Genomic DNA, 23,368 nt, shown 5'->3' with positions numbered 1-23,368 from the left:
TTCGGCGCTTCTACATTGAGCTACCATGTATTGACCCTTGAGATTGCTTTGCAGTTACCGGCCTCCGGATACGAAATTCTTCTCTACCACTAAACTGCCCTGAAAACATTTCGGGGGTTAGGTGTTTTTGTGAACTTGACGATACCAAGGTTTAGCCCATCTGCGCAGCCTTTTTGCGTAGTCGAATATTTTTTTTAGTTTTTTGGGAAAAAGATCCTTTCACACCATGCCAGCTAACCGGAATGCCCTGATTCGCTACCGGGCTATTGATAATTGCCTGACAAATAAGTTTCGTCGATGGACGCTCGAAGCGCTCATAGAAGCTGTTTCAGAAACATTATATGAATATGAAGGCATGGACAAAGGCATCAGCCGACGAACGATTCAGGCCGATTTGCAGATGATGCGTAGTGATAAGCTGGGGTACAATGCCCCCATTGTTGTGCTCGAAAAAAAGTACTATACCTATGAAGATCCAGCCTACAGCATTACACAAATTCCATTGACCGGACAGGATTTAGGACGTATCAGTGAGGCTGTTGAAGTCCTAAAACAGTTCAAAGGGTTTTCTCATTTTGGGCAGTTGAGTGGCGTCGTCCAGAAACTCGAAGCACATGTCTATTCTGCCGCAACAAATCAGCGAACGGTGATCGATTTCGAGAGAAACGATAACCTGAAAGGGCTCGCGTTTCTGGATAGTCTGTATCAGTCGATTATTCAGAAAAAGGCCATTCGTATTACATACCAATCGTTTAAAGCTAGGTTACCTAATCAATTCTGCTTTCATATCTGGTGGCTGAAAGAGTTTAATAATCGCTGGTTTGCGGTCGGCGTTCGTGAGCATCAGCTTGAGGTATATAATCTGGCATTGGACCGTATTTTGAGTATTGAGTCAGCCAATGAGATTCCGTATCGAGACAATCCTGATCTAGATGCGGATACATATTATCACGACGTTATTGGGGTGACCGTCAGCCCGCGAACGCGCCCTGGTCGGGTGCTGATCTGGGTAGCTACTGAACACGCGCCCTACGTCGAAACCAAACCAATTCATCATTCGCAGCAAGTTATCGAACGGCGTATGGATGGCATTGTAATCCAACTAACCGTTCAGCTGAATTTTGAACTGGAACGCGAAATTCTGGGCTTTGCCGATGGTATGATGGTGTTGTCGCCCCCAGCGCTACAAAAACGAATCTGGCAAAAACTTAGAAACGGACTAGCAAAATATGAAATGGATACGCCGGATGAGCAGTCTGTATAAATGCGAAGCCGCTGCCCAACGAACTCTATTGGGCAGCGGCTTCGCATTTATGCAGGGCACTCAGTTACTAATTTTATTGCTTAAAATAATCAATCCTATCAGCATCGGAGTTGTTGCCCGTGTTTGCTTCGTCCTCACTTCCCTGCAGCACCATGGCGCTAATCGTTAGCTGCCCTTTGGTGCCTTCTGGATTTAATAACCCACTCAGGCCTACTGATAGTATCTGCTGTCCCCCGATCGTGACCTTGCTAGTCAGAATGTAGAATGCCGAATTAGATTCCCCATCAAAGTTCCACTGATCGTTCTGCACAGAGCCGGGATAGCCTGGAATACTGGTCGCATTCGGATCGAAGTTCAGCGGTAACATGGAGTCTTTGGCGATATACAGTGAAACAATCCCCGTGCTGGCTACCCCATTGAGTTCTGCCACCTTTATCACCACAGTTACGTTGTTTTTGCCATAAATCGTGTTAGGGCTGGTGTAGAGAATAGGGGCCAGATCGTAATGGAAAGGGTTATTAGAGCCGCTTTGTTGTGAATAGATAGGGTTGCTGGACGACCCCATATTCTTTAAGTACAGAAACTTGCCATTGGCTGTACCAATGATCGCATCCAGATCGCCATCGCCGTCAGTATCTCCCAAACTTGGACTGGCATTGAGATCAATACCGTTACCCTGTCCGCCGAAGGGGTTAGTGCTTCCCGTCTGCTGCGAATAGATAGGGTTGATGGCCGTACCTACATTTTTGAAGAATAGAATCGTACCATCGGCCGTGCCCACAATCGCATCTAAATCGCCGTCGCCATCCATATCGCCCAGACTCGGGCTGAAGTTAGAGTTAGCGCTAACTCGCAAATTCGGAGCTAAGCCACCAAATGGGTTGGCACTTCCTGTCTGTTGGCTATAGATTGGGTTAGTTGCCGTGCCTACGTTCTGGTAGTATAGAAGGTTACCATTAGCTGTACCTACAATGGCATCCATATCGCCATCACCGTCTATATCCCCCAAACTTGGCGCGGCATTGGGGTTCTCATCATTACCCTGCCCATCAAAGGGGTTAGTACTTCCCGTCTGTTGAGAATAAATGGGGTTGATGGCCGTACCCACGTTTTTGAGAAATATAAGTGTGCCACCAATGGTACCCACGATCGCATCCAGATCGCCGTCTGCGTCTATATCCCCCAGAGCTGGGGCGGCATTGTTGTTTATATCCGAGCTATTGAAGGGATTAGATGACCCCGTTTGCTGCGAATAGATAGGGTTATTGGATGTACCTATGTTCTTAAAGTACAATAGTTTACCATCGGCCGTGCCCACCGTGGCATCCAGGTCGCCATCCGCATCTGTATCTCCCAGACTTGGCGCGGCATTTGAGGTTAGGTCTGTAGTACTGAAGAGTTTAGCCGAGCTATTGCCGGGAGTAAAGTTTTGAGCCCTGGTCACTCCATTGGCCAGACAACCCAACAGCAAAAAAACGAACTGCCAGTGTATGCGCTTCAATCGCATGAAATCAGTACCACGACAGATGGGCGTTTGTAAAAGAGAATTCATAAGTAGTTTTTAAAAGAGGATGTTAATGGACGGTTATTAGCTGTTTGTACTGGATAAACCTTTAACGGGTTAGTCAGTACAGTAACGCCTTATTACCACGTAATGTATTAGACTGTTTTTGGTCAGATATTTATGAAAAGTTTATATTATTAACATGTGTGTTTAACTGCCAATAACTTTGCTGCTATGCTATGTGTAAAAACAAACAACTTTGTTGACTTCCGATTTAGAGTCAGTGTAAAAAGCGAATCCAATACGAAAATTAGTAATAAGAAATAATTTATTACCACATACGCCCTACTTATTTAATAGATGAGATATAAATACTTGAACTTGTTTAAATTATGGCAATATAAATCTCTGAATTCCAACGTAATATAATTTTGGCGCAACTATTTTTTTTAGTCTGTGGCATCGTTTCTTGTATAAAGACACAGTCTGTTTTATTTAGTTAATGGTATAGCTTATGTTATAAGATACTGATTAGCTATAAGTGAAAAAGAGTAGCATAGACACTATGGTTTGATCTTAAGGAAAAGTATAACGTAATTACGCTTGTTGTGCATTCAGTTCTGAATGTAGAACGAACAGAAGGATAAGACAAGATTCAATGATCTCTGTATATAATAGAATTTGTGTTTACGACAAGGTATCCCACAGCAAATACCCATTCAGCCCCATGATGAGGATGGCAACAATCCAGGATAAGCCTTTCACCCAGGAAGGGTTGACAAAACGACCCATTTTTAGCTTGTCGCTGGTGAATTGAACTAAAGGTACAACGGCGAAACTGAGTTGGAGCGATAGAATAACCTGACTAAATACAAGCAGTTCGCTGGTGCCTCGCTCTCCGTAAAGAATGGCTACAATCAGGGCAGGTACAATGGCTACTAAACGTGTAATAAGCCGACGTATCCAGGGCTTGATACGTAGGTTTAGAAAGCCTTCCATGACAATCTGGCCCGCCAGCGTACCCGTCAAGGTAGAGTTTTGTCCCGAAGCCAGCAAAGCCACGGCAAACAGAATCCCCGCTAGTTTAACGCCCAGAATCGGGTCGAGCAGGCGGTGTGCATCGGTAATGTCGGCTACTTGTTGATTGCCGGAAAAGTGAAAGGCTGCTGCCGACAAAATCAGGATGGCCGCATTGATGAAAAAGGCCAGAAATAGAGAGACTGTCGAGTCGATGGTGGCAAATTTGATGGCTGACTGCCGGCCGACATCGTCGCGGCCGAAGTCGCGGGTTTGTACAATGCTGGAGTGCAGATACAGGTTGTGCGGCATAACGGTAGCCCCCAGAATCCCGATGGCAATATAGAGCATGCCCGGATTGGTGATGATTTCAGTATGGGGCACTAGCCCAGCCACTACCTCGCCGACGTTGGGTTGTGAAACCAGCAGTTCGTAGCCAAAACAACCAACAATCAGGAAAATCAGGCTGGCAACGATACGTTCTATCACCTGAAACCCTTTATTCTGTAGGTACAAAAGGAGCAGTACGTCGAGAGCCGTAATAAGAATACCCACCGTAAGCGGCAGGCCAAATAATAAATTTAAGGCAATGGCCGAACCAATTACTTCGGCTAAATCTGTAGCGGCAATAGCAATTTCAGCCAGTAACCAAAGACCAATGGATACTGGACGACTAAAATGATCGCGGCAGGCCTGCGCAAGATCACGGCCAGTAGCGATACCTAATTTTAAGGCTAAATGCTGAAGGAGAATAGCAAATAAATTGGAAATCAGGACAACCGATAATAACCGGTAACCAAACCGGGCGCCCCCCGCAATATCAGTAGCCCAATTGCCGGGGTCCATATAGCCTACCGCCACCATCAGACCAGGGCCAGCATATGCCCTTAGCGTTTTGAAAAAACCGCTGTTGACCGGAACATGCACCGAACTATGTACATCGGCCAGTGAATTTGTGTCATTAGCCTGACGCCAGCCTTTTATTGGTGTATTCGTTACATCCATTGAATCGAGAAAAGTATACGCTATGTCTACCTAAGACGTTGAGTAAAGGTATAACGTAACAAAGGTATGTATTGTTTAAATAAATTTTTAGATTAGTCTAAATTTTTAGAAAGTTTAACATAAAAATTATCTTTGCTGGTAAACTGTTTTCAATTGTTTAGCTGTTGCAATTACGTAACCGAGAGTTTATGCAGTCCTTTACCGAAGAAAATTACCTGAAAACCATCTATTACCTCGCTAATCGGCAGCAGGGAGAAGTCAGCACGAATGCACTGGCAGAAATGACGGCAACTAAGGCAGCTTCGGTAACGGATATGCTACGGAAACTTGCTGATAAACAACTTATTCATTATAAAAAATACCAGGGCGTACGATTAACAGAGGAAGGTGAGCGACTGGCGTTACAAGTCATCCGGCGGCATCGGCTCTGGGAAGTATTCCTGGTGGAGAAACTCGGTTTTGGCTGGGAAGCTGTTCATGAAATTGCCGAAGAATTAGAACACGTTCGATCGGAAGAACTGGTTGCCCGATTAGATACGTATTTGGGTCGACCGAAGTTTGATCCGCACGGTGATCCAATTCCAACGCCTGCGGGCAAAATGCCCGAAACCGGATTTCGTAAACTGTCGGACGTAGCGACCGGAGAAGATGTCTGTTTGAGAGCTGTGCTGGAGCATTCGACCGAGTTTTTGCAACACCTCGATCACTCCAACCTAACCCTTGGCTGTTCGGTAACCGTTACAGAAATCAATGCCTTCGACAAATCGGTATTGGTGCAGATTGAAAACGACCGGACTGTATTTGTCAGTTACGAAGTCGCTAAAAATTTATTGGTAGATAGTCATTAGTCGTCATTCAGGAGTAGCGGTTTGTGACTGCAACCATTACTCCTGAATGACGACTAATGACTAATAACTGTTTTATGAAACTATTAGACTGGTATATACTTAAACGTTTTCTGCAAACCTACATCTTTGTGGTGTTGGTGATCGTGCTGGTTGTTGTGATGATTGATTACACTGAAAAGGTGGACAATTTTCACAAGACCCATGCCCCCGGGAACGAGATTTTCTTTAATTATTACCTCAATTTCATTCCATACTGGGCAAATTACATCAGTCCGCTGATGGTCTTTATTGCCACTGTATTCCTCACCTCCCGACTGGCGGCCCGTACCGAAATTATTGCCATTTTGAGTAGTGGCGTCAGTTTTATCCGCTTGCTGTTTCCTTACGTTCTGGGGGCAACGGTACTGGCAGTGCTCACCTATTTTATGGTTAATTATATAATCCCGAAGGCCAACAAAACCCGGATCGCCTTCGAGATCGTCTACATCAACGATGCCTATACCTACTCGGGGCGTAATGTGCATTTGAAGATTGCGCCTAATACATACGCCTATCTGGAGAGCTACAACAACACGAGCAACACGGGCTATAAATTCACCCTGGAGCGCGTTGAAGGGAATCAGCTTAAACAAAAGCTAACGGCCGATCGGATCGAATGGGAAGCGAAGAAAAAGAAATGGGTTATCCATGACTACAAAATCCGCAGCATCGACGGGTTAAAAGAAAACTTAACATCGGGCTCCCTTATCGACACGACATTAAATCTGAAACCTGATGATTTTGGCTCAGATTTCAACCTCTACGAAACGCTCACCCGCCCCGAACTCAATAAACGGATTGATCTCCTGCAAAGCCGTGGAGCGGATGGTGTTGAAACGTATCTGCTCGAAAAATATAGCCGCGATACAAGACCATTTGCCATTATTATCTTAACCGTAATCGGCGTAATTATGTCGGCCCGGAAGAGTCGCCGGGGCGTGGGGTGGCAGGTGGCATTGGGGTTCATTCTCGCCTTTACGTACCTCTTGTTTTTCATGCTGGCGAAAGGTATCGCCGAATCAGGTAACCTCAATCCAATTGTGGCGGTTTGGCTACCAAACGCTATTTTTGCAGCCATCGGCGTATTGTTGTACAATACCATTCCGAGGTAAGAACCGATGAATGAATTATACATGATGCATGATGCATGATGAATTGGCTACTATAGCATTCATCATGCATCATGCATCATTCACCCTTATGGTTAACAAACCTTCCCTTACGGATTACCTGCAACTCCATTTCATTGTCCTGATCTGGGGGTTTACGGCTATTCTGGGCAAGTTACTACAACCGCTCGACTCGTCGGCGGTGGTTTTGTTTCGAACGCTGCTGGCCGTTGCGGGGATGGGTACCTTGCTGTTCATCCGTAAACAGTCTATTGACGTTTCGCCTGCCGATCGCTGGCGACTGCTGGGAACGGGGGCCATTATCGCGTTGCACTGGGTGATGTTTTTTCTGGCGGCCCGCATCGCCAACGTATCGGTTTGTCTGGCGGGCATGGCCACCAGTTCACTCTGGGCGAGTGTGCTGGAGCCGCTGGTGCTACGTCGGCGGGTGCGGACAATCGAAGTGGTGATGGGCGCTGTGGTAATGGCTGGTCTCTACCTGATTTTTCGCTTTGAATTCGACAAAGTCGTTGGGCTGGCAATTGCCGTATTTTCGGCCATGTTGTCCTCCCTGTTTACTATCATTAATAGTCGATTTACCCATAAGTACGATGCGCTGGTTATCTCATTTTATGAAATGGCCGGTGCCGTAGTGGGTGCTTTTGCGCTGTGGATGGCCGTCCGTGCGGCTGATCCGCTGGCCGCAAACCACGTTGTTCAATACGTACCTGAAACCTCCATCCAGTGGCTGTGGCTGTTGATACTGGCTCTTGTCTGCACCGTATATGCCTATTCGGTTGGCGTTCGGTTGCTACGTAAATTCTCCCCGTATATGGCAGTCCTGACCGTTAATCTAGAGCCTGTTTATGGCATTCTGTTAGCTGTATTGATTTTTGGCGATTCCGAACGTATGACGCCAGGTTTCTACATTGGCACGCTCGTTATTCTGGCGGCTGTGCTGGCTTATCCATTTATGAACCGTCGGTTTACCAAAGCCACCCTGCCGACTACTATTTAAGCGTATCAAACGAACTATGTCTATTTCTTTATCGCGTGTTATTACAGGGCTGCTCGTCCTTTTTACGTTAGTAATAATCGTCCCTTTAATTGCCCTGGCAACCTATAATCATCCCTCGCCAACCGATGATTATTGTTTCGCCAATACGGCCCTTCACTTTGGATTCTGGCAAGCTCAGCAATTTTACTACGATGGGTGGTCAGGGCGATTTTTTCAAAACTTCATTGTTCATGCCAACCCATTAGTGATTAGATGGCTAGGCGGCTTTAAAGTTTTTCCGGTTGTTGTTTTGATCTTACTGTTAAGTGGCTGTTATGCCCTGGCCAGCCAATGGCTTTATCGCTTCTTTGGGAAAGACGTTAAATTGGCCTTAACGCTGGGGATTTTCATAGGGTTTGTAACGGTACTGCCTAGTGTTTCGGCTTATATGTTCTGGTATACGGGCATGACTACCTATGGTTTATCGAGCATACTAGTGTTGTTTTTTCTGGCGATTTTGCTGGCACATCAGCATCGGGGATTTGGCCTGCAACCCGGTTATATTCTGGGCGAAAGCTTTCTTGTCGTAGCTATTATCGGGTCAAGCGAGACCACCATGATGATGGTCATGTCGGTATTAGGACTCATGACTTTGGTGGAATTGATACAACGCCGGAAGGTATCGGCTACTACGTTGATTTTACTGGTTGTGGCCGCCATATCGTGTTACTATCTCCTGAAAGCACCCGGTAATTTTGTCCGGATGGGCGGCAATCCAAATAGCCGGGATATCCCCCTGACATTGGTGTCATCGTTACGGTATGCCGCTACGTATGTGCCGCGTCAACTGTTATTAACGCCCTGGGTGCCTCTCTTGCTGCTGTATCTGCCTATTGCCTGGAAACTGGTTGGTTCGTACCGAACCACTGCCGAATTGCCATCATACCTGCGCGTGCATCCGCTGCTGGGTCTGTTACATGGTTCCGCTACGGTGCTGGTTATGATTTCGCTGCACTTCTATGGCGTTGGGATTCCGCCCATTCCCCGGTTGATTAACCTGATCAATCTAACGTTCTGGCTTAGCTTTCTGTATAATGCAACGCTTTTAGTGGTAGCGCTGCGTCATCGATTTCAGCCTGCCGTTATAATGCCTTACCTCCGTCCGTTGATGCTGGTAGCCGTGGTCTGGGCATTAATCAGTTCGTTAGTTGGGTCAATGTTACCAGTTGTGTATGGCGACTGGCTTAGTGGCCGTGCTGCCCAATATGATCGGGCAATGCAGGAGCGGTATGATCAATTAGCCGGTTCGCCGAGTCCCGAGGGTGTGCTATCTCCGTTGCCCGTTTACCCGACTTCTCTTTATATCGAAGACATTCAGGCGAATCCAGAACATCTCTGGAACCGCTGCTGGGCTGAGTATTTTCATAAAAAAACGATTCGGCTAACGGATAAGTCAAGTAATTCATCCAGTAACCACCTATGAATTCAGCTTATATATCGCTTAGGCAAGCGTTAATCGCCCGGTCAACGACAGTGGCGCTCGCGCTGGTTGTCATTCCTTTCCTCTGCTTTGGCCTACTGTTGTTTACCTACGTAGTGAACGTGCCCTGGATGGATGACATTGAAACCTTCCTGAATTTTATGCTGGGTTATACAGGCTCCCATACGATCGGCGAGAAGCTGGACTGGCTGCTCCGACCTAATAACGAACACCGGATGCTGGTCGGAAAACTGATTACACTGGCACTCTACAAACTGACTGGAACCGTAAACTTTCGTTGGCTGATCTTTGCAGCATTTGCTTTTTTTCTGGGGATTGTACTTGTGCTTTACCGGGTTTTTCGGTCCATAAATCTGCCGTTGATCGCGTTCGTACCGGTTCCCTTTTTAATGCTTCAGCCCCAGTCTTACCTCACGACCATGTGGGCCATTACCGGGATGCAACATGAGGTGGTTATCGCGTTGGTTATTACATCGCTTTTCCTGCTGGCGAATGGTAGCCGCAATCAGTTTGCCGGTGGGCTTGGCCTGCAGATACTGGCGTCGTTTTCAATGAGCAATGGCTTGTTTGGTTGGGCAGCCGGGGCTGTACTACTGGCTACACAGCGGCAATGGGGACGGTTGGGCATCTGGCTGGTGGCAGGTGTTGGGGCGGTCCTGTTTTATTTTCATGATTTTCAGAATGCTCAGGGTAATGATAGTAGCATTACGTTCTTCCTGGCGAATCCTCACCTTACCTTTTTTGGCTTTTTTACGTTTACGGGTGGCCTTTTTGATTTTTTCTTCGAGTCCGAAATTTTCCGGCGGAGCATACTGCCCACTATTGCAGGCATGATCCTGATTCCGGTGATGCTCTGGCTGCTCTGGCGCATGAACAAATCACTCCTGCGGGGTGGCTGGTCGTCTGATACGCCTAAAAATCAGGAACAGACAGCGCTATGGAAGCGCCGGTATTTTTTCACGGGTTGCTATACATTCCTGATGGTCAATGCGGTCATTATAGCCTTCCTACGACCTCGTTTTGGGTATTTCGTTATGCTGGTTAGCAACTACATGATCTACCCGGCTTTGCTGGTGTCGCTGCTGTATCTCAACGTATTGAGTGAAGAGTACCAAAACCGAAAGATTATACGTCGATGGATGACGCTCGGCGCCGGAATCAGCCTGATGGTGTGGGGCGTCTGGTACGTGCTTCGAATGCCCAAAGTCGCTTACCGTAAACAGGAATTATTAACCAACGCGTATAATCAGAAGCGTAACGATGTGGGTCTGGGGGCATCGTTAGGCACAACTTTTGCCCAGTCGGCACAGCGGTGGATGGACGATGCGGTTGCCAAAGGCATGTACCAATATCCCGCGGCTTTTTATACGCCTTATGAGCAAATGTTGCAGGAACCCATTGCCGGAAAACCCACCAGTACGATACCGCTACTCGTAAGAGAGCACCCTGATGTGGATTTAGTTCGGACAAACGCGTGGCGGGTACCTGATGGCCTGTCAAACGCTTGTTTTATCGTAAAATCAACGGAACGGACGTATCTATTTCCGGTGCCGACTTTGTTTTCGCCCAAACCTTTTTTCCTGGGGCGCAGCATTCCTGTGTTGGAATCAGAAATATTAAAAACGTCCCTGTATCCCGGCACGTATAAAGTCGGTATTCTGCTACACCCGACGCAGGGTCCAGCTATTCAATATCTTGACCACACGATCACGGTTCAGTAGGTAGCTAGCCATCAGAGCTCTACCGTTCCTTAAGAAAACGAGTTGGATTATATCCTGAACGTCAAAAAAGTTTACTTTTGTCAATTCTGCCACCGACTCAATCTATACTACGTTGTCAAATCCACAAATTTCAATTATCGCACCATTATTTAATGAAACCGAGTCGTTTCCAGCGCTAGTTTCTCGGTTAAATGCGGTGATGGATGCCTCGCCACTATCGATTGAAGTTGTACTTATTGATGATGGTAGCCGCGACGATACAGCGGCATTGATGCAGCAACTAGCCTTAGCCGACTTTCGATATCAGTGCGTCTTTCTTTCCCGCAACTACGGCCACCAGATTGCGCTGACGGCGGGTATCGCAACGGCCTGCGCTACAGAAGCCCTGTTTATTATCGACGGCGATTTGCAGGACCCGCCCGAGTTACTAACAGAATTTTATCGGAAGTTCCAGGAAGGCTACGATGTTGTGTATGCCGTGCGTAAGAAACGTAAGGAGAACTGGTTTAAACGAACAGCTTACGCATCCTTCTATCGGTTAATGCGGTCAATATCCTACGTTGATGTGCCGCTGGACAGTGGCGATTTTTCGCTTATCAGCCGCCGGGTTGCCGATGTGCTGAACAAGATGCCCGAAGAGAGCCGCTTTATCCGGGGCATGCGTAGCTGGATCGGTTTTAGGCAAATTGGCGTCGAATATGAGCGGGATGCGCGGTTGGCTGGTGAGTCGAAGTACTCCTTCAAAATGCTGCAACGACTGGCCTACAACGGCATTTTTAACTTCAGCGAATACCCGATCAAGATTATTACCCGGATTGGTATGGTCACCATCGGAGTGGCGGTGATTTACCTGATTCAGACCCTTATCAAACGATTTGTTTACCACGACGTACCACAGGGATTTACGGCCCTTCTGTTCGCGATTGTTCTGTTCAGTGGTTTGCAACTCATCGCGCTGGGGTTAATTGGTGAATACGTATTACGTATATTTTTTCAGGCCAAAGGTCGCCCGCTGTATGTGATTCGGGAAGTGATCCGGGATAAAGAACGTCAGCCTTTATAATGCTTTGCCGGTCAGAGAACGTAGCAGTAACCTAGCTGACTACTAACCTGGCCGCATTAAGTGCCCAGTTGATCCGATGAGAACGTACCATTATCGTGTTGTAGGTCAAAAGGGTCTATTGAAAATTAGTCGCTAATCGTCAGTTTAAGGTCGGTATACTGTATCGGATGACTGACGATTGCCGACTACCGATTATCGACTAACGGATGCTCTTTAACTCGCTACAGTTTTTACTGTTTTTTATTGTCATTACGCTCGGTTACTTCAGTCTGAAGTGGCAGGGTCGGTGGATATTGTTGCTGGTAGCCAGTTGCTACTTCTACATGGTTTTCCAGCCAGCCTATATCCTGATTCTGTTTCTTACGATTGTCATTGATTACATCGCTGGTATCTGGATCGAAAAAACAAGTGGCAAAGCCCGGCGATGGCTGCTGATTTTATCCCTGATTTCCAACCTTGGCATTCTGGCGTTCTTTAAATACCTCGGTTTCTTCACCGAAAATGTAGCCAGTCTGTTCGATACGCTGAACATGCCGGATATCGCCCATTCCGTAACGGATTTGGTCAATCGAGTATTTGTGAAAGTGTTGCATGTATTCGGGCAAAGCGGCATTACATCCTATAAAAGTAACATGAGCATTCTGCCCATTGGTCTGTCGTTTCACACGTTTCAGGCGATGAGCTACACGATTGAAGTGTACCGGGGAAACCACAAAGCTGAACGACATTTCGGCATTTACGCGCTCTACGTCATGTTCTATCCACAGTTGGTGGCTGGCCCGATCGAGCGACCGCAGAACGTGCTGTGGCAGTTTCATTCGTACTTCAAATACGATGTTGAGAAAGTAAAGTCCGGGTTGATGCAGATGGCCTTTGGCCTCTTTAAAAAACTCGTTATTGCCGACCGGCTGTCGATGCTCGTAGACCATGCCTATGCGTCTCCTGATCAGCACAATGGGTTGACGCTGCTGGCGGCTACGTTCTTCTATACGTTTCAGATTTATTGCGATTTTTCGGGTTATTCCGATGTCGCAATTGGCGCGGCAAGGGTCATGGGCTTCGATCTGATGGAGAATTTCCGAACGCCCTACATTGCCCAATCCATTTCGGAGTTCTGGCGACGCTGGCACATTTCCCTCTCAACCTGGTTCCGGGATTATCTCTACATTCCGCTGGGCGGCAACCGAAAAGGGGAAGTTCGACAGTACCTGAACATGCTGATCGTATTTCTGGCCAGCGGCCTCTGGCACGGTCCCAACTGGACCTACGTGATCTGGGGTGGCCTAAATGGACTCTATCAGATACTGGCCGTGCTGCGCGACAAGCTATTGACAAAAATGGGTTTTTCCAGCTCGGCAACGTCGCCCGTTACCAACAAAGAGATCCGCAAATCACCTGTGCGAGCCGTGCTGAATACCCTTATTACGTTCGCCCTGATCATGCTGACATGGGTATTTTTTCGCGCCCACAACCTGAGTGATGCGTTCCTGATTCTGCAACGAATTGGTACACTGTCGCTCAATGATACGATCGATAGTCCGATGAACTCTGTGGAAATGTGGTTCAGCGTTTTTCTGATCGTGTTTTTGCTACTGAAGGAGCAGTTTTTCCTCATGATTCCAACACGTAGCACCGCTCGCTTTGTCGTGCTGTTCGCCCTGATCACATTCGTGACGTATCTGTTCGGCGTTTTCTCCTCCAATCAGTTCATTTATTTCCAGTTCTGATTTGCAGTTTGCGAATTGCAAATCTTAAGTACCTAGTAGGCCAAATGCAGGGCTCACTCATTTTCCCTCTGAAAATTCCATGGCTACGCCATTCATGCAGTAGCGCAAGCCAGTAGGCTCAGGCCCATCGTTGAAGACGTGGCCCAGGTGCGCATCACAAACGGAACAGCGGACTTCCGTTCGATTACCATCAGGTTCGTTGTAAACTGCATTCGGGACAATTGGTATGTAGAAACTGGGCCAGCCCGTATGGGAATCGAACTTGGTGGCAGACGAAAAAAGTGGATTGTGGCAAGCGACACAGGTATACGTACCGCGCCTGTGTTCATGCGTCAGGTCGCTGCTGTTAGGCCATTCAGTGCCACTCTTACGAACAATGTTGTATTGCGATCGCGTTAGAGTTTCTTTCCATTCGGCATCCGTTTTTTCAACCCGTCGCCCATTTGGCGATGTGGCTCCGGCCGGGCGACGATGGGGAGGACGAGGCTTGGCCAGATACGTACCATAGGCCCACAAACCACCGGCAAGAACGAGTGCAATCAGGAGAAAGAGCGTGTTTAGCTTCATACCTAAAAAACACCGAAGCGACGAAATTAATTACCCAATCGCCACTTTTCGCAAAATCGAGTCAATCACCTGCAAGGTCGTTATGCCATCGGCTTCGGCCTCGTAGTTGAGCATAATCCGGTGGTTGAATACGTCTGGGGCTACTTCTTTAATATCCTCAGGCAATACGTAGTCGCGTCGGTCGAAGTAGGCGAGCGCTTTAGCGGCCAGGTTGAGGTTGATACTGGCGCGGGGCGATACGCCAAATTGAATATAGCGGGCTTCGTCGCGAAGGTTATATTCCAGCGGTCGGCGGGTGGCGAATACCAGTTCAATAATGTACCGTTCGAGTGTTTCCGAGATCGTGATTCCGTTGATTTCGTCGCGAATAGCAACCAGTTCTTCCTTGCCCAAAACCGGTTGCACTTCGTAATTGAAGTTCATGTTCGACATCCGGCGCATGACTTCCAGTTCGTCGTCTTTACTCAAATAATCGACGAAAACTTTCATCATAAACCGGTCGACCTGCGCTTCGGGCAACGGATACGTACCTTCCTGCTCTACGGGGTTTTGGGTCGCCAACACCAGAAACGGTCGATCCAGTACGAACGTTTCCTCTCCAATGGTTACCTGCTTTTCCTGCATGGCTTCGAGCAAGGCCGACTGCACTTTGGCGGGTGAACGATTGATTTCATCGGCCAGAATCAGATTGGCGAAAATCGGCCCCTGCTTTACCTCAAACTCGGCCGTTTTCTGATTGAAAATCATGGTCCCAATCAGGTCGGCGGGCAACAGATCGGGTGTGAACTGGATGCGCTGAAAATCTAATTCCAGCACTTTGGCCAGCGTATTGATCGTCAATGTTTTGGCTAGCCCCGGGACGCCTTCCAGCAGAATATGACCACCCGTAAACAGCCCAATGAGCAAGCGGTTAAGCAGCCGTTCCTGCCCGACCACAACCTGGCTCATCTCACTGAATACTTCGCGGATTTTTGTATGATACGTAAACGAGGTGGTTGGCTGCATAAAGTAGTCGTCGGTCAATAGTCATTAATCGTCAGCATAGATAGCAACTAGTTTACTAGCGACTGACCACTATTGACTATCGACTCTTTTTAAAACGTCGCCCGAATGCTTCGGTCTTTGCCATGAATATCTTTATAAACCTGAATATTGGAGAAACCCCTGTCGGCAAAAACTTGCCGGGTTGCCTCGCCAAACCGCTCGTTTATTTCAACGTAGCAGGCACCATCTTTTGTCAGGTGGCGAACGCAGAAATCAGCAACGGCTTTGTAAAAAACCAGCGGATCGTTGTCTTCCACAAACAGCGCCAGACCCGGTTCGTAGTCCAACACGTTCCGGTTCATGTCGGCCGCTTCGGAACGCGTTACGTAAGGTGGATTACTCACAACGCAATCAAACCGGCGACTAAAATCGGGGGGTACGTTCAGAATATCCTGAATCTCGAACGTAACGTCGGCGTTGAGGTTTTCGTTATTGTGCTGCGCCAGCGCGAGAGCTTTATCCGACACATCCCAACCCGTCACAACGGATTGCGGCAGGAACCGGGCCAGTGTGATAGCGATGCAACCGCTGCCCGTGCCGATGTCTACAATGGGAACGTCATCGGTGCGGTCGGCAAAATCGTGCATGATAAGCCGCACCAAATCTTCGGTTTCGGGCCGGGGAATCAATACGTCGGGCGATACCTCGAACTCTAACCCACAGAAAATCGTCGTGCCAATGACGTGCTGGATAGGTTCCTGGCGATTGAGTCGTTCCAGGATTTTAAACCAGTCCGGTTCGGTTCGATTGGGTGGCAGCGGTTTATCGGTAAGAACATCCGTCTTGCGGAGCCCAAAATAATGGTCGAGCAGCATAAACGCCATCTCCCGCGCTTCTTCGGATGGATAAGCTGTAATATTCTTACTAAGTCGTTCGTATAGAGGCTTGGCGGTGGCCATTGGGTTCTGTCGAGTAATTTTGCCAAAAATAGGGAAGTTTTCACGGTTTATGGTGTTTGGTTTACGGCGAATCGTCGTGGTGAAATACTGGAAACCATAAATTGAATCCTGTTAATGAGACATCACTAATCGCAAACAATGAACGAAATCTTCATGCTTCGCGCGCTCGAACTGGCTACGCTTGGTCGGGGCCATGTTAGTCCGAATCCAATGGTCGGCTGTGTCATTGTTCACGGCGAACGTATCATTGGTGAGGGTTGGCATCAGCGGTATGGCGAAGCCCATGCTGAACGTAACGCCATTTTTTCGGTTCGTCCCGACGATATGCATCTGCTGCCCGAAAGCACAGCCTACGTAACACTCGAACCCTGTTCGCATTATGGCAAACAGCCACCCTGCGCCGATTTGCTCATCGAAAAGAAAATTGGGCGGGTTATTTGCTGCAACGACGACCCAAATCCACTCGTATCGGGCCGGGGATTTAATAAACTGCGAGCCGCTGGCATTGCGGTAGAAACGGGCGTTTTAGCTCCCGAAGGCCGCGAATTGAATGCTCGTTTTTTTACATTTTTTGAGAAAAAACGACCGTACATTATCCTGAAATGGGCTGAAACCACCGATGGATTTATTGGCGCAGTAGGAGGGAAGCCCGTAAAAATAAGTGGTGATCTATCGCATCGATTGGTCCATCGGTGGCGCAGTGAAGAAGATGCCATTATGGTGGGTACCAACACGGCTCGCAATGACAATCCTAGCCTGAATACGCGACGATGGCCGGGTAAAAATCCAGTACGTATAGTTATCGATAACCAACTTTCTCTTGATCAAAACCTAAATCTGTTCGATGGCTCTCAACCGACTATTGTTTATCACCAGATTGATAATGAGAACCTAGCCGATCGTCCCAATATTTTTCGCTCTTTCGTTACCCGGAGTGCCGGACCGTTTCTCAATCAGTTGTTGACTGACCTTCATCAACGTAATATCCAGTCGGTGCTTGTTGAGGGCGGTGCTACGTTGCTTCAATCGTTTATGGATGCTGGTCTTTGGGATGAGATGCGGGTATTTCGCAGTCAGACGATGCTGGACAAGGGTCGGTTCACCGATGCGGTAGAAGCGCCCAGCGTGCGCGGTACGTTAGCAAGCCGGGAAATGGTGGGCGAGGACGAACTGTCGGTTTATAAAAATAGCCCTGGAGGTTAATCCGGGGCTATTTTTATACGCATTATATTAAGCGAGACCTACTGCGACTGGGCAACGGGTGTCGCGTTGGCTCCAATATTTCCACTCGCTACCAACGTTGTGCCTGACATAATCTTGACGTTGGCACTATAGGTAGCCAGCTTGTCGTAGAAACCAGCTTCATTGACCGTGAAATACTTGTTCGTCGCAAACTCGCCGGTAGTCCCACTGATGGCATCAAGCTGTTTCAGCGCCGTGGTGGAATTGTCGGAAAGTTTACCCGGATAAATAGATGACGCATAGGTCGTTCCGGTTGTTGTTTTGTAGAGAGCCATCTCGACCAACGTAACCGAGGAGCTATACTTATAGAACACTACTCGCCCGTAAGCAGCCGATCCGGCTGCCGACGTTAGGGTATACGATTTATAGGTCGTTACCGTACCACCGCCTTGCGCTACGCTTAAATTTGGCTCATATTGTTGCTGTTCGCACGAACTAAGGAATGCGAGCATAGACAGAAAAAGGCCCACTACAGGGATAATGCTTCGTTTATTGAAATATCGGTTCATAGCTTGGGTAGCAATTAGAAGTTGAACATCACACGGCCATAATAATAGGCACCGTTGGAACCTTGCTGATTATTGGAATACAGGTAGAAGCCCTGATTCTCAGACCGGAGTATTTGAGGGTATTTATCGAAGATGTTGCTGCCGCCAATGGAGAACTTCACACTACGATTCAGGTCATAGCCAACGCTTAAGTCAAAAATGGCTTGGGGGGAGAACGTCTGGTCGTAAAAGTTTCCATCGTTATCAGCAGATACAGACCGTTCTGTAACTGACCCATAATACGTACCTCGCAGCATGGCATTAAATTTATTGATACGGTAGGCCATGGAACCAATCAGTTTAGTTCGGGGCGTTCCTGTTTCAAACTGCCCCACTACATCGCGGCTGAGGTATTTGCCTACGACCTGCTCGGCAGAAAGATTCGCTACGTTCAGGTTCAGCGTTTTTCGGTTGAGGACCGTGTTCTTACTGAAAATGGCAGCAAGGCTGAACGTAAGGCTTTGTCCCCCTTTCAGGTTGAGCGTGTAATTACCAACGGCCTCCAGCCCTTTAGACCGTACATCGGCCCCGTTGACGAAGAACTGAGCTTCCCCATCCCCAATTACTTCGCCGTAATTATTGCCAACTTCCGATGCGTTGAAATAGCTGGTTCTGAAAATACGGTTGTCAACATCAATCTGATACGCATCCAGGGTTACTTCCAGGCCCTGAGTAGGCTGGAACGTAAGGCCAAAACCATAGGTGCGGGATTGCTCCTGCTTCAATCCTTTAATGCCTAATACGCGGGCAGCCGTGCTATTGGTTGGATAGGTCGTTACGTCCAGCGGTTGTGGAATGCCGTTCGCATCGGGCACGAAAGCCGTGGCTGTGTGCGTATAATTTAACTCCTGCAACGAAGGGGCGCGGAAGCCGGTAGCAAACGATCCACGTAGCGACAGCGTTTTAGTGATGGAATACCGGGCCGCCAGTTTGGCGATCGTTACACCACCGAAATCAGAATAGTTTTCCAGCCGGAAAGCACCGGCCAGCAAGAATTTTCGCGTTAGTTCCAGTTCGGCGTCCAGATAGGCCGCCATCGTTGTTCGGAACTCATTTCGTTCGTTCTTAGGACCAAAACCAGCGAAGCACTGGCAGTTTGAGGACAACGACTTAACCGTCACTTGCTGGCCAGCATAAACCGACAAGGGGTTGCCGTTGGCATCAACAATGGGTGCACTGCTCGCATCTTCCAGCGGCTTGCCATCCGGACCAACCAGCAGCCCGTCTTTGCCTACTGTAAGAATACCCGCTGTTCCGTAGCTATAACTTTCTTCCTGACCTTTAATGATTTGGTAATTCTCTACGCGCATTTCAGCGCCAAAGGCGATGTTCAGGCCATTCATCACCTCTTTGAAATAACGGGAGAAATCGAGGTTGGTCGAGTTCTGCGAGAACTGGTGCGTACCCAGATTCATGTTTACCGGCGAATTGGAGCCCAGCGAGGCATTGAACGTGTTGACCATACCCAGGCGCATCGTGTTTTTCCCGAACGTATTGCTGAAGTCAACGCTGAAGTTGCCAATCTTGCTTTTAATACCCACCGTGTTCGAAATATCCGACGTATTGGAGGTCATCTGTGGCCGGAATCCGTTGGGATAAAGGAGGTAGTTAAACCGGTCCGTCTGCGCGGGTCGGCGGAAATAGCAGGAGAAACCTTCCAGATACTTGTACGAAGCTCCGCCAAAACTGTAGATCGTTGTGGTGGGGTTTATTTCATAACCCGCGTTGTAAAATGTGCTACCCAGCGTAATAGCGGGCATACCGGCGTATACGGCGAAATCAGCCTTCGTTAATCCGCGGGCACTCATCAGACCATCTTCGGTTTTCAGCGAAGTCATCAGCGACGTATTACCGGCAACCTGCGCGTTGATTAATTCAGGATTTGTGATCACTGGATTCCCCGCCTTGTCGGTTCTGAGGTTATTCAGGTACGTATTGTCAAAAAAGCCCCAGTCATTCACAAACGGACGTAGCGTTGGGCGCCGTTGGGTGATCTGGCCCGAAATGTTAATGTAGCCTTTGTCGCTCAGTTTAAAGCCATAGTTGGCGTCGAACTGATAATTGAAGCCATCCGGTTTTCCCGATTTGGTCAGCGCTCCGGCTTGTCCGCCTGTATTGGCATAGCCTCCGCCCGTGAGGCTGGCCGTCAGTTTATTCGTTCCTTTTTTCAGAATGATGTTCACAACGCCGGCCACAGCATCTGAACCATACTGAGCAGCAGCACCATCGCGGAGAATCTCGACCCGATCAATCGCCGAAACGGGAATGGTCATCAAATCAACGGTGGTAGAAGGGCTACCAACCGCTGTTTCGGTGATGAGCAGGGCCGACGTATGGCGTCGCTTTCCATTCACCAGAACCAGAATCTGATTCGGCGCCATGTTCCGTAGCTGAACCGGATCGACGTGGGAGTTCAAATCTCCTCCCTGCGACCGAACAGCATTGAAGCTGGGCGCAACAAACGCCAGCATCTGCGCCAGATCCATTTGAGGAAGACTGCCCATTATATCCTTGATCGAAATAACATCGACTGGAACCGGCGATTCAATGATGGTGCGCCCAACATTGCGGGTTCCGGTCACAATCAATTCGGTCAGTTCATTCACATTTTCTTCCAACGGAATGTCAAACGAGGTGCGGTCGCCTACTTTTATTTCCTGCGCTTTAAACCCGATGAAGCTAATCACCAGCACATCGTTTGGCTCAGCTTCCAGCGAGAAAATGCCCTTATTATCCGTGGTCGCACCCTTTTTTGAATTGCCTTTGACCAGAACATTAACGCCCTGGAGGGCTTCGGACGTAATGCTGGTGTAAACTTTCCCGGTTATTTTCCTGGATTGAGCCCAGGCGGTCGTGGAGCTTATGATGACGAGAGCAAACAGCAGCATCACTACCGGAATGACATTATGTTTACGTAACTTTCTTTTCATGATTATGGGAGAATTAAGTTGGAAAACTCATGTTTAAGTACTCATTGCAGGTACTCTGCAATCGGATCAGGTGATTGCCTAAGCTCTATTTTGATCGATAATATCCTGAGAAACGCCCTCTCGAAAGACTGGGAAAAAACACCTTGTGGGAAGAAATGAGAGAGTTGAGCCAGGTTCAGCCCTGTTAAGTTGAACTGATTGGTTGTGTCGTAGACTCGTTACGGTGCCAATTCTGTTGACGTTCTGAGGCAGGGCGCCCGCTGTAGTTGTTGGTTGTCGGGCAGGTAGGAGATGTATAAAACATAATGCCGGGCGAATACCTCCTTGACACTGAATTTCCAGCAATTTGAATACGCACTACATGTTTCATGGCGTTTCAGGTTGTTAGCAAGGTGAATTTTTACGTATGGATAATGGGAAAATTTGGGCAAAAAACTACCTAAGGTCGATTTGGTAGACCTGCATCAGATACCTAGAAATTATGTTTATAATACGTTTGTGACTAATCTATTAATGCCGGTTGATTAGCCATAAAATTCATGAATAGATATACCCTCCATTACCATTTGTGCGCACAAGGTGAGAGTTTTTCTTGTTGTACTTTGTCAAATATGCCAATTATAATTGTGTTAACAAATAAATAAGCAAAATATAATATCTAATTGCTAGAATAATACAATATATGTCTTTCTGGTAAGCCTGTATTGATGACACAAGCGACCACTAGTTAATTTTTTGAGTACTTTTCTCCTGGGATTCCGCATGAACTCGTGAGTAGTTATTTGGTTAGTCGGGTAGTTTAGTTCGTCGGTAAGCAGGAAGTTACAGGGATTGGTTTTAACTTGGCAGTTGATCTTTATACTAAGTAGTCTTATCCATAAACAATACAGCAATCTACTAGTCTATGAAATACCTCTTCTTGACATTAGGGATGATTTGGGTTATTTCGGCTCGTGCGCAAAACGCTCGTAACGCTGAGGAAGCCATGCATTTCATTAAATTGGGCAATACGTTACGAATGGTTGATCGGCCGCAGCAGGCAATCGCTTTGCTATTAAGGGCCTTGCCCGCCGTGCAGGCTAAAGACACCTACATGGAAGCCGTGGCCTACGAGAATTTAGGATTTGCCTACAGCGAGCAGGAGAATAGCCAGGCGTCTCTGCGCTATTTTCAGAAAGCCCATCAATTGTATCAGAAATTAAACTTTAGTGCCAGTGAAACCGCCATGCGTCAGCTGATCGGGGAAACGTCCAGTAAGGATCTGTATGCCGGTATTGACATTGGTGCGTCGGGGGTGAAACTGGCTATTTTTCGTACGTCGTTCGAAAACGGCTTCTATAGCAAGGATGTCAAAGTCAAGCCGGTAGCTCCCAACGTAACGTTAGTTTCAGGAACCCCGCAATCGTTTCAAACGGGACAGGAAGTGCTCAAAACCTACCTGGATTCGATCCGGTATTACAAGATTCCTGCCGACCACGTTTATATGGCCTTTAGTAGTGGAGTCAACGAAACATTGGGCAAAACACCGGCCAGAAAGCGAAAATTATATGAGCTATTTTCGACGCTTGTGGCGGCTAATTCACCCGACAGTTCGTCGCTTGCCATCGATACTACGTTGACGGCCGCCCGCGAGGCCGAATTGTTTCTGGTTGGCTCCGTTCCCCGTAAGTTATGGACAACAACTTCCTGTATCGACATCGGTAGCGGTAACACAAAGGGAGGCTATTATGATTCGGATCGTCAGTTTCATCCAGTGAGTCTGCCGTTTGGAACAAAAACGCTGGCTAATCTGATCGATAATAATCGGTCGTTATCAATTGATGCCTACAAAGAGGAAGCGCAAAGAGTTATCAAAATGATCGCCGATACGACGCTAAATGTTGAGTTCAATACAGCTAGTCCTGGCTTACACCAGCGCAAAACGGTTGCTTTGGGCGGGGGCATTGCCTGGGCAATGACGGTGTACCTGCACCCTGAAAAAGCCGGAATGACCGCCGTGCCGCTGACGATGAGCGATGTCGAGCGGTTTTCCCGGTTGGCGAAGACCGATTATCAGAGCCTGATTCACCCGGATCTAACCGATCTGATGGACCCGGTCGTGCGGAAAAAAGCGGAAACAGACCTTACCAATGCGCAGAATCAGTTCAACGAAAAACAGCTTATTGCGGGTGCTTTACTGTTAGAATCTGTTTTCAAGGCTTATTCCAATACGTCGATACCCAAGCGGTTTGTGTTTATCCGGGATTCAGATATTAGCTGGGTAACGGGTAAGTTCATTGAAACGCTTAACCAGAACTACGAGAAAGCGATGGCCAAAGGCGCGCGCTGAGTTCTGTCATTGTA

Annotated in this window: 17 protein-coding genes; 10 read left to right on the top strand and 7 right to left on the bottom strand. The window is 47.8% G+C overall.

Going from position 1 to position 23,368, the window contains the following annotated elements; genetic code table 11:
* Positions 1–226: 226 nt before the first annotated feature.
* Positions 227–1,264 (top strand): helix-turn-helix transcriptional regulator, encoded by a 1,038-nt coding sequence (locus tag BM202_RS17155; RefSeq protein ID WP_093828280.1) that lies wholly within the window; start codon positions 227–229, stop codon positions 1,262–1,264.
* 73 nt (positions 1,265–1,337) lie between these two features.
* Here the strand turns inward: BM202_RS17155 and BM202_RS17150 are convergent, their stop codons facing one another.
* Entirely contained in the window at positions 1,338–2,816 is a 1,479-nt protein-coding gene (locus BM202_RS17150) for an FG-GAP repeat domain-containing protein (protein ID WP_093828278.1), read from the bottom strand.
* Positions 2,817–3,455: 639 nt separating this feature from the next.
* Positions 3,456–4,790: an Nramp family divalent metal transporter gene (locus BM202_RS17145; RefSeq protein WP_093828276.1), complete on the bottom strand. Its 1,335-nt coding sequence runs from the start codon at positions 4,788–4,790 to the stop codon at positions 3,456–3,458.
* 188 nt (positions 4,791–4,978) lie between these two features.
* On the opposite strand from BM202_RS17145, the gene BM202_RS17140 reads away from it, so the two are divergent.
* The 7 genes from BM202_RS17140 to BM202_RS17110 all read left to right on the top strand — a co-directional run bounded on the left by BM202_RS17140 (position 4,979) and on the right by BM202_RS17110 (position 13,795).
* Positions 4,979–5,638: a metal-dependent transcriptional regulator gene (locus BM202_RS17140; protein ID WP_093828274.1), complete on the top strand. Its 660-nt coding sequence runs from the start codon at positions 4,979–4,981 to the stop codon at positions 5,636–5,638.
* A 74-nt stretch (positions 5,639–5,712) separates the two neighbouring features.
* Entirely contained in the window at positions 5,713–6,789 is a 1,077-nt protein-coding gene (locus BM202_RS17135; protein ID WP_093828272.1) for an LptF/LptG family permease, read from the top strand.
* A gap of 88 nt (positions 6,790–6,877) precedes the next feature.
* A complete protein-coding gene (locus BM202_RS17130; RefSeq protein ID WP_093828734.1) occupies positions 6,878–7,804 on the top strand; it encodes a DMT family transporter in 927 nt (308 codons plus the stop codon).
* Between the two features lie 16 nt (positions 7,805–7,820).
* Complete coding sequence (locus tag BM202_RS17125; protein WP_093828270.1) at positions 7,821–9,266, top strand: DUF6056 family protein; 1,446 nt, start codon at positions 7,821–7,823, stop codon at positions 9,264–9,266.
* Positions 9,263–11,005: a hypothetical protein gene (locus BM202_RS17120; protein WP_093828268.1), complete on the top strand. Its 1,743-nt coding sequence runs from the start codon at positions 9,263–9,265 to the stop codon at positions 11,003–11,005. Before BM202_RS17125 ends, BM202_RS17120 begins: the two co-directional genes overlap by 4 nt.
* Positions 11,006–11,117: 112 nt before the next feature.
* Complete coding sequence (locus tag BM202_RS17115; RefSeq protein WP_143100704.1) at positions 11,118–12,068, top strand: glycosyltransferase family 2 protein; 951 nt, start codon at positions 11,118–11,120, stop codon at positions 12,066–12,068.
* A 206-nt stretch (positions 12,069–12,274) separates the two neighbouring features.
* Positions 12,275–13,795, top strand: coding sequence for an MBOAT family O-acyltransferase (locus BM202_RS17110; protein WP_093828264.1), 1,521 nt, complete (start codon positions 12,275–12,277; stop codon positions 13,793–13,795).
* Between the two features lie 57 nt (positions 13,796–13,852).
* On the opposite strand, the gene msrB is transcribed toward BM202_RS17110, so the two are convergent.
* The 3 genes from msrB to prmC form a co-directional block, all read right to left on the bottom strand.
* Entirely contained in the window at positions 13,853–14,362 is a 510-nt protein-coding gene (gene msrB / locus BM202_RS17105) for a peptide-methionine (R)-S-oxide reductase MsrB (RefSeq protein WP_093828262.1), read from the bottom strand.
* 30 nt (positions 14,363–14,392) lie between these two features.
* On the bottom strand, positions 14,393–15,367 hold the full coding sequence (locus BM202_RS17100; RefSeq protein WP_093828260.1) for an AAA family ATPase: 975 nt from the start codon (positions 15,365–15,367) through the stop codon (positions 14,393–14,395).
* A gap of 89 nt (positions 15,368–15,456) precedes the next feature.
* Entirely contained in the window at positions 15,457–16,305 is an 849-nt protein-coding gene (gene prmC / locus BM202_RS17095) for a peptide chain release factor N(5)-glutamine methyltransferase (RefSeq protein WP_093828258.1), read from the bottom strand.
* 138 nt (positions 16,306–16,443) lie between these two features.
* Here prmC and ribD point away from each other — a divergent pair, with 138 nt between their 5' ends.
* On the top strand, positions 16,444–17,508 hold the full coding sequence (gene ribD / locus BM202_RS17090) for a bifunctional diaminohydroxyphosphoribosylaminopyrimidine deaminase/5-amino-6-(5-phosphoribosylamino)uracil reductase RibD (protein ID WP_093828256.1): 1,065 nt from the start codon (positions 16,444–16,446) through the stop codon (positions 17,506–17,508).
* Between the two features lie 38 nt (positions 17,509–17,546).
* Here ribD and BM202_RS17085 read toward each other — a convergent pair whose 3' ends face one another.
* Together BM202_RS17085 and BM202_RS17080 are read right to left on the bottom strand one after the other, a co-directional pair.
* Positions 17,547–17,999 carry a hypothetical protein gene (locus BM202_RS17085; RefSeq protein ID WP_245776696.1) on the bottom strand — a complete coding sequence of 151 codons (453 nt, stop codon included), beginning with the start codon at positions 17,997–17,999 and terminating at the stop codon, positions 17,547–17,549.
* Between the two features lie 71 nt (positions 18,000–18,070).
* A complete protein-coding gene (locus BM202_RS17080) occupies positions 18,071–21,025 on the bottom strand; it encodes a TonB-dependent receptor (RefSeq protein ID WP_093828252.1) in 2,955 nt (984 codons plus the stop codon).
* 904 nt (positions 21,026–21,929) lie between these two features.
* On the opposite strand from BM202_RS17080, the gene BM202_RS17075 reads away from it, so the two are divergent.
* Positions 21,930–23,354, top strand: a complete 1,425-nt coding sequence (locus tag BM202_RS17075) for a tetratricopeptide repeat protein (RefSeq protein WP_093828250.1) — start codon at positions 21,930–21,932, stop codon at positions 23,352–23,354.
* The last annotated feature ends 14 nt before the right edge of the window (positions 23,355–23,368 follow it).

The sequence above is a fragment of the Spirosoma endophyticum genome (genome assembly GCF_900112365.1).
In the GTDB taxonomy this organism is placed as follows: Bacteria; Bacteroidota; Bacteroidia; order Cytophagales; family Spirosomataceae; genus Spirosoma; species Spirosoma endophyticum.
This window is presented reverse-complemented; position numbering and strand designations above follow the sequence as displayed.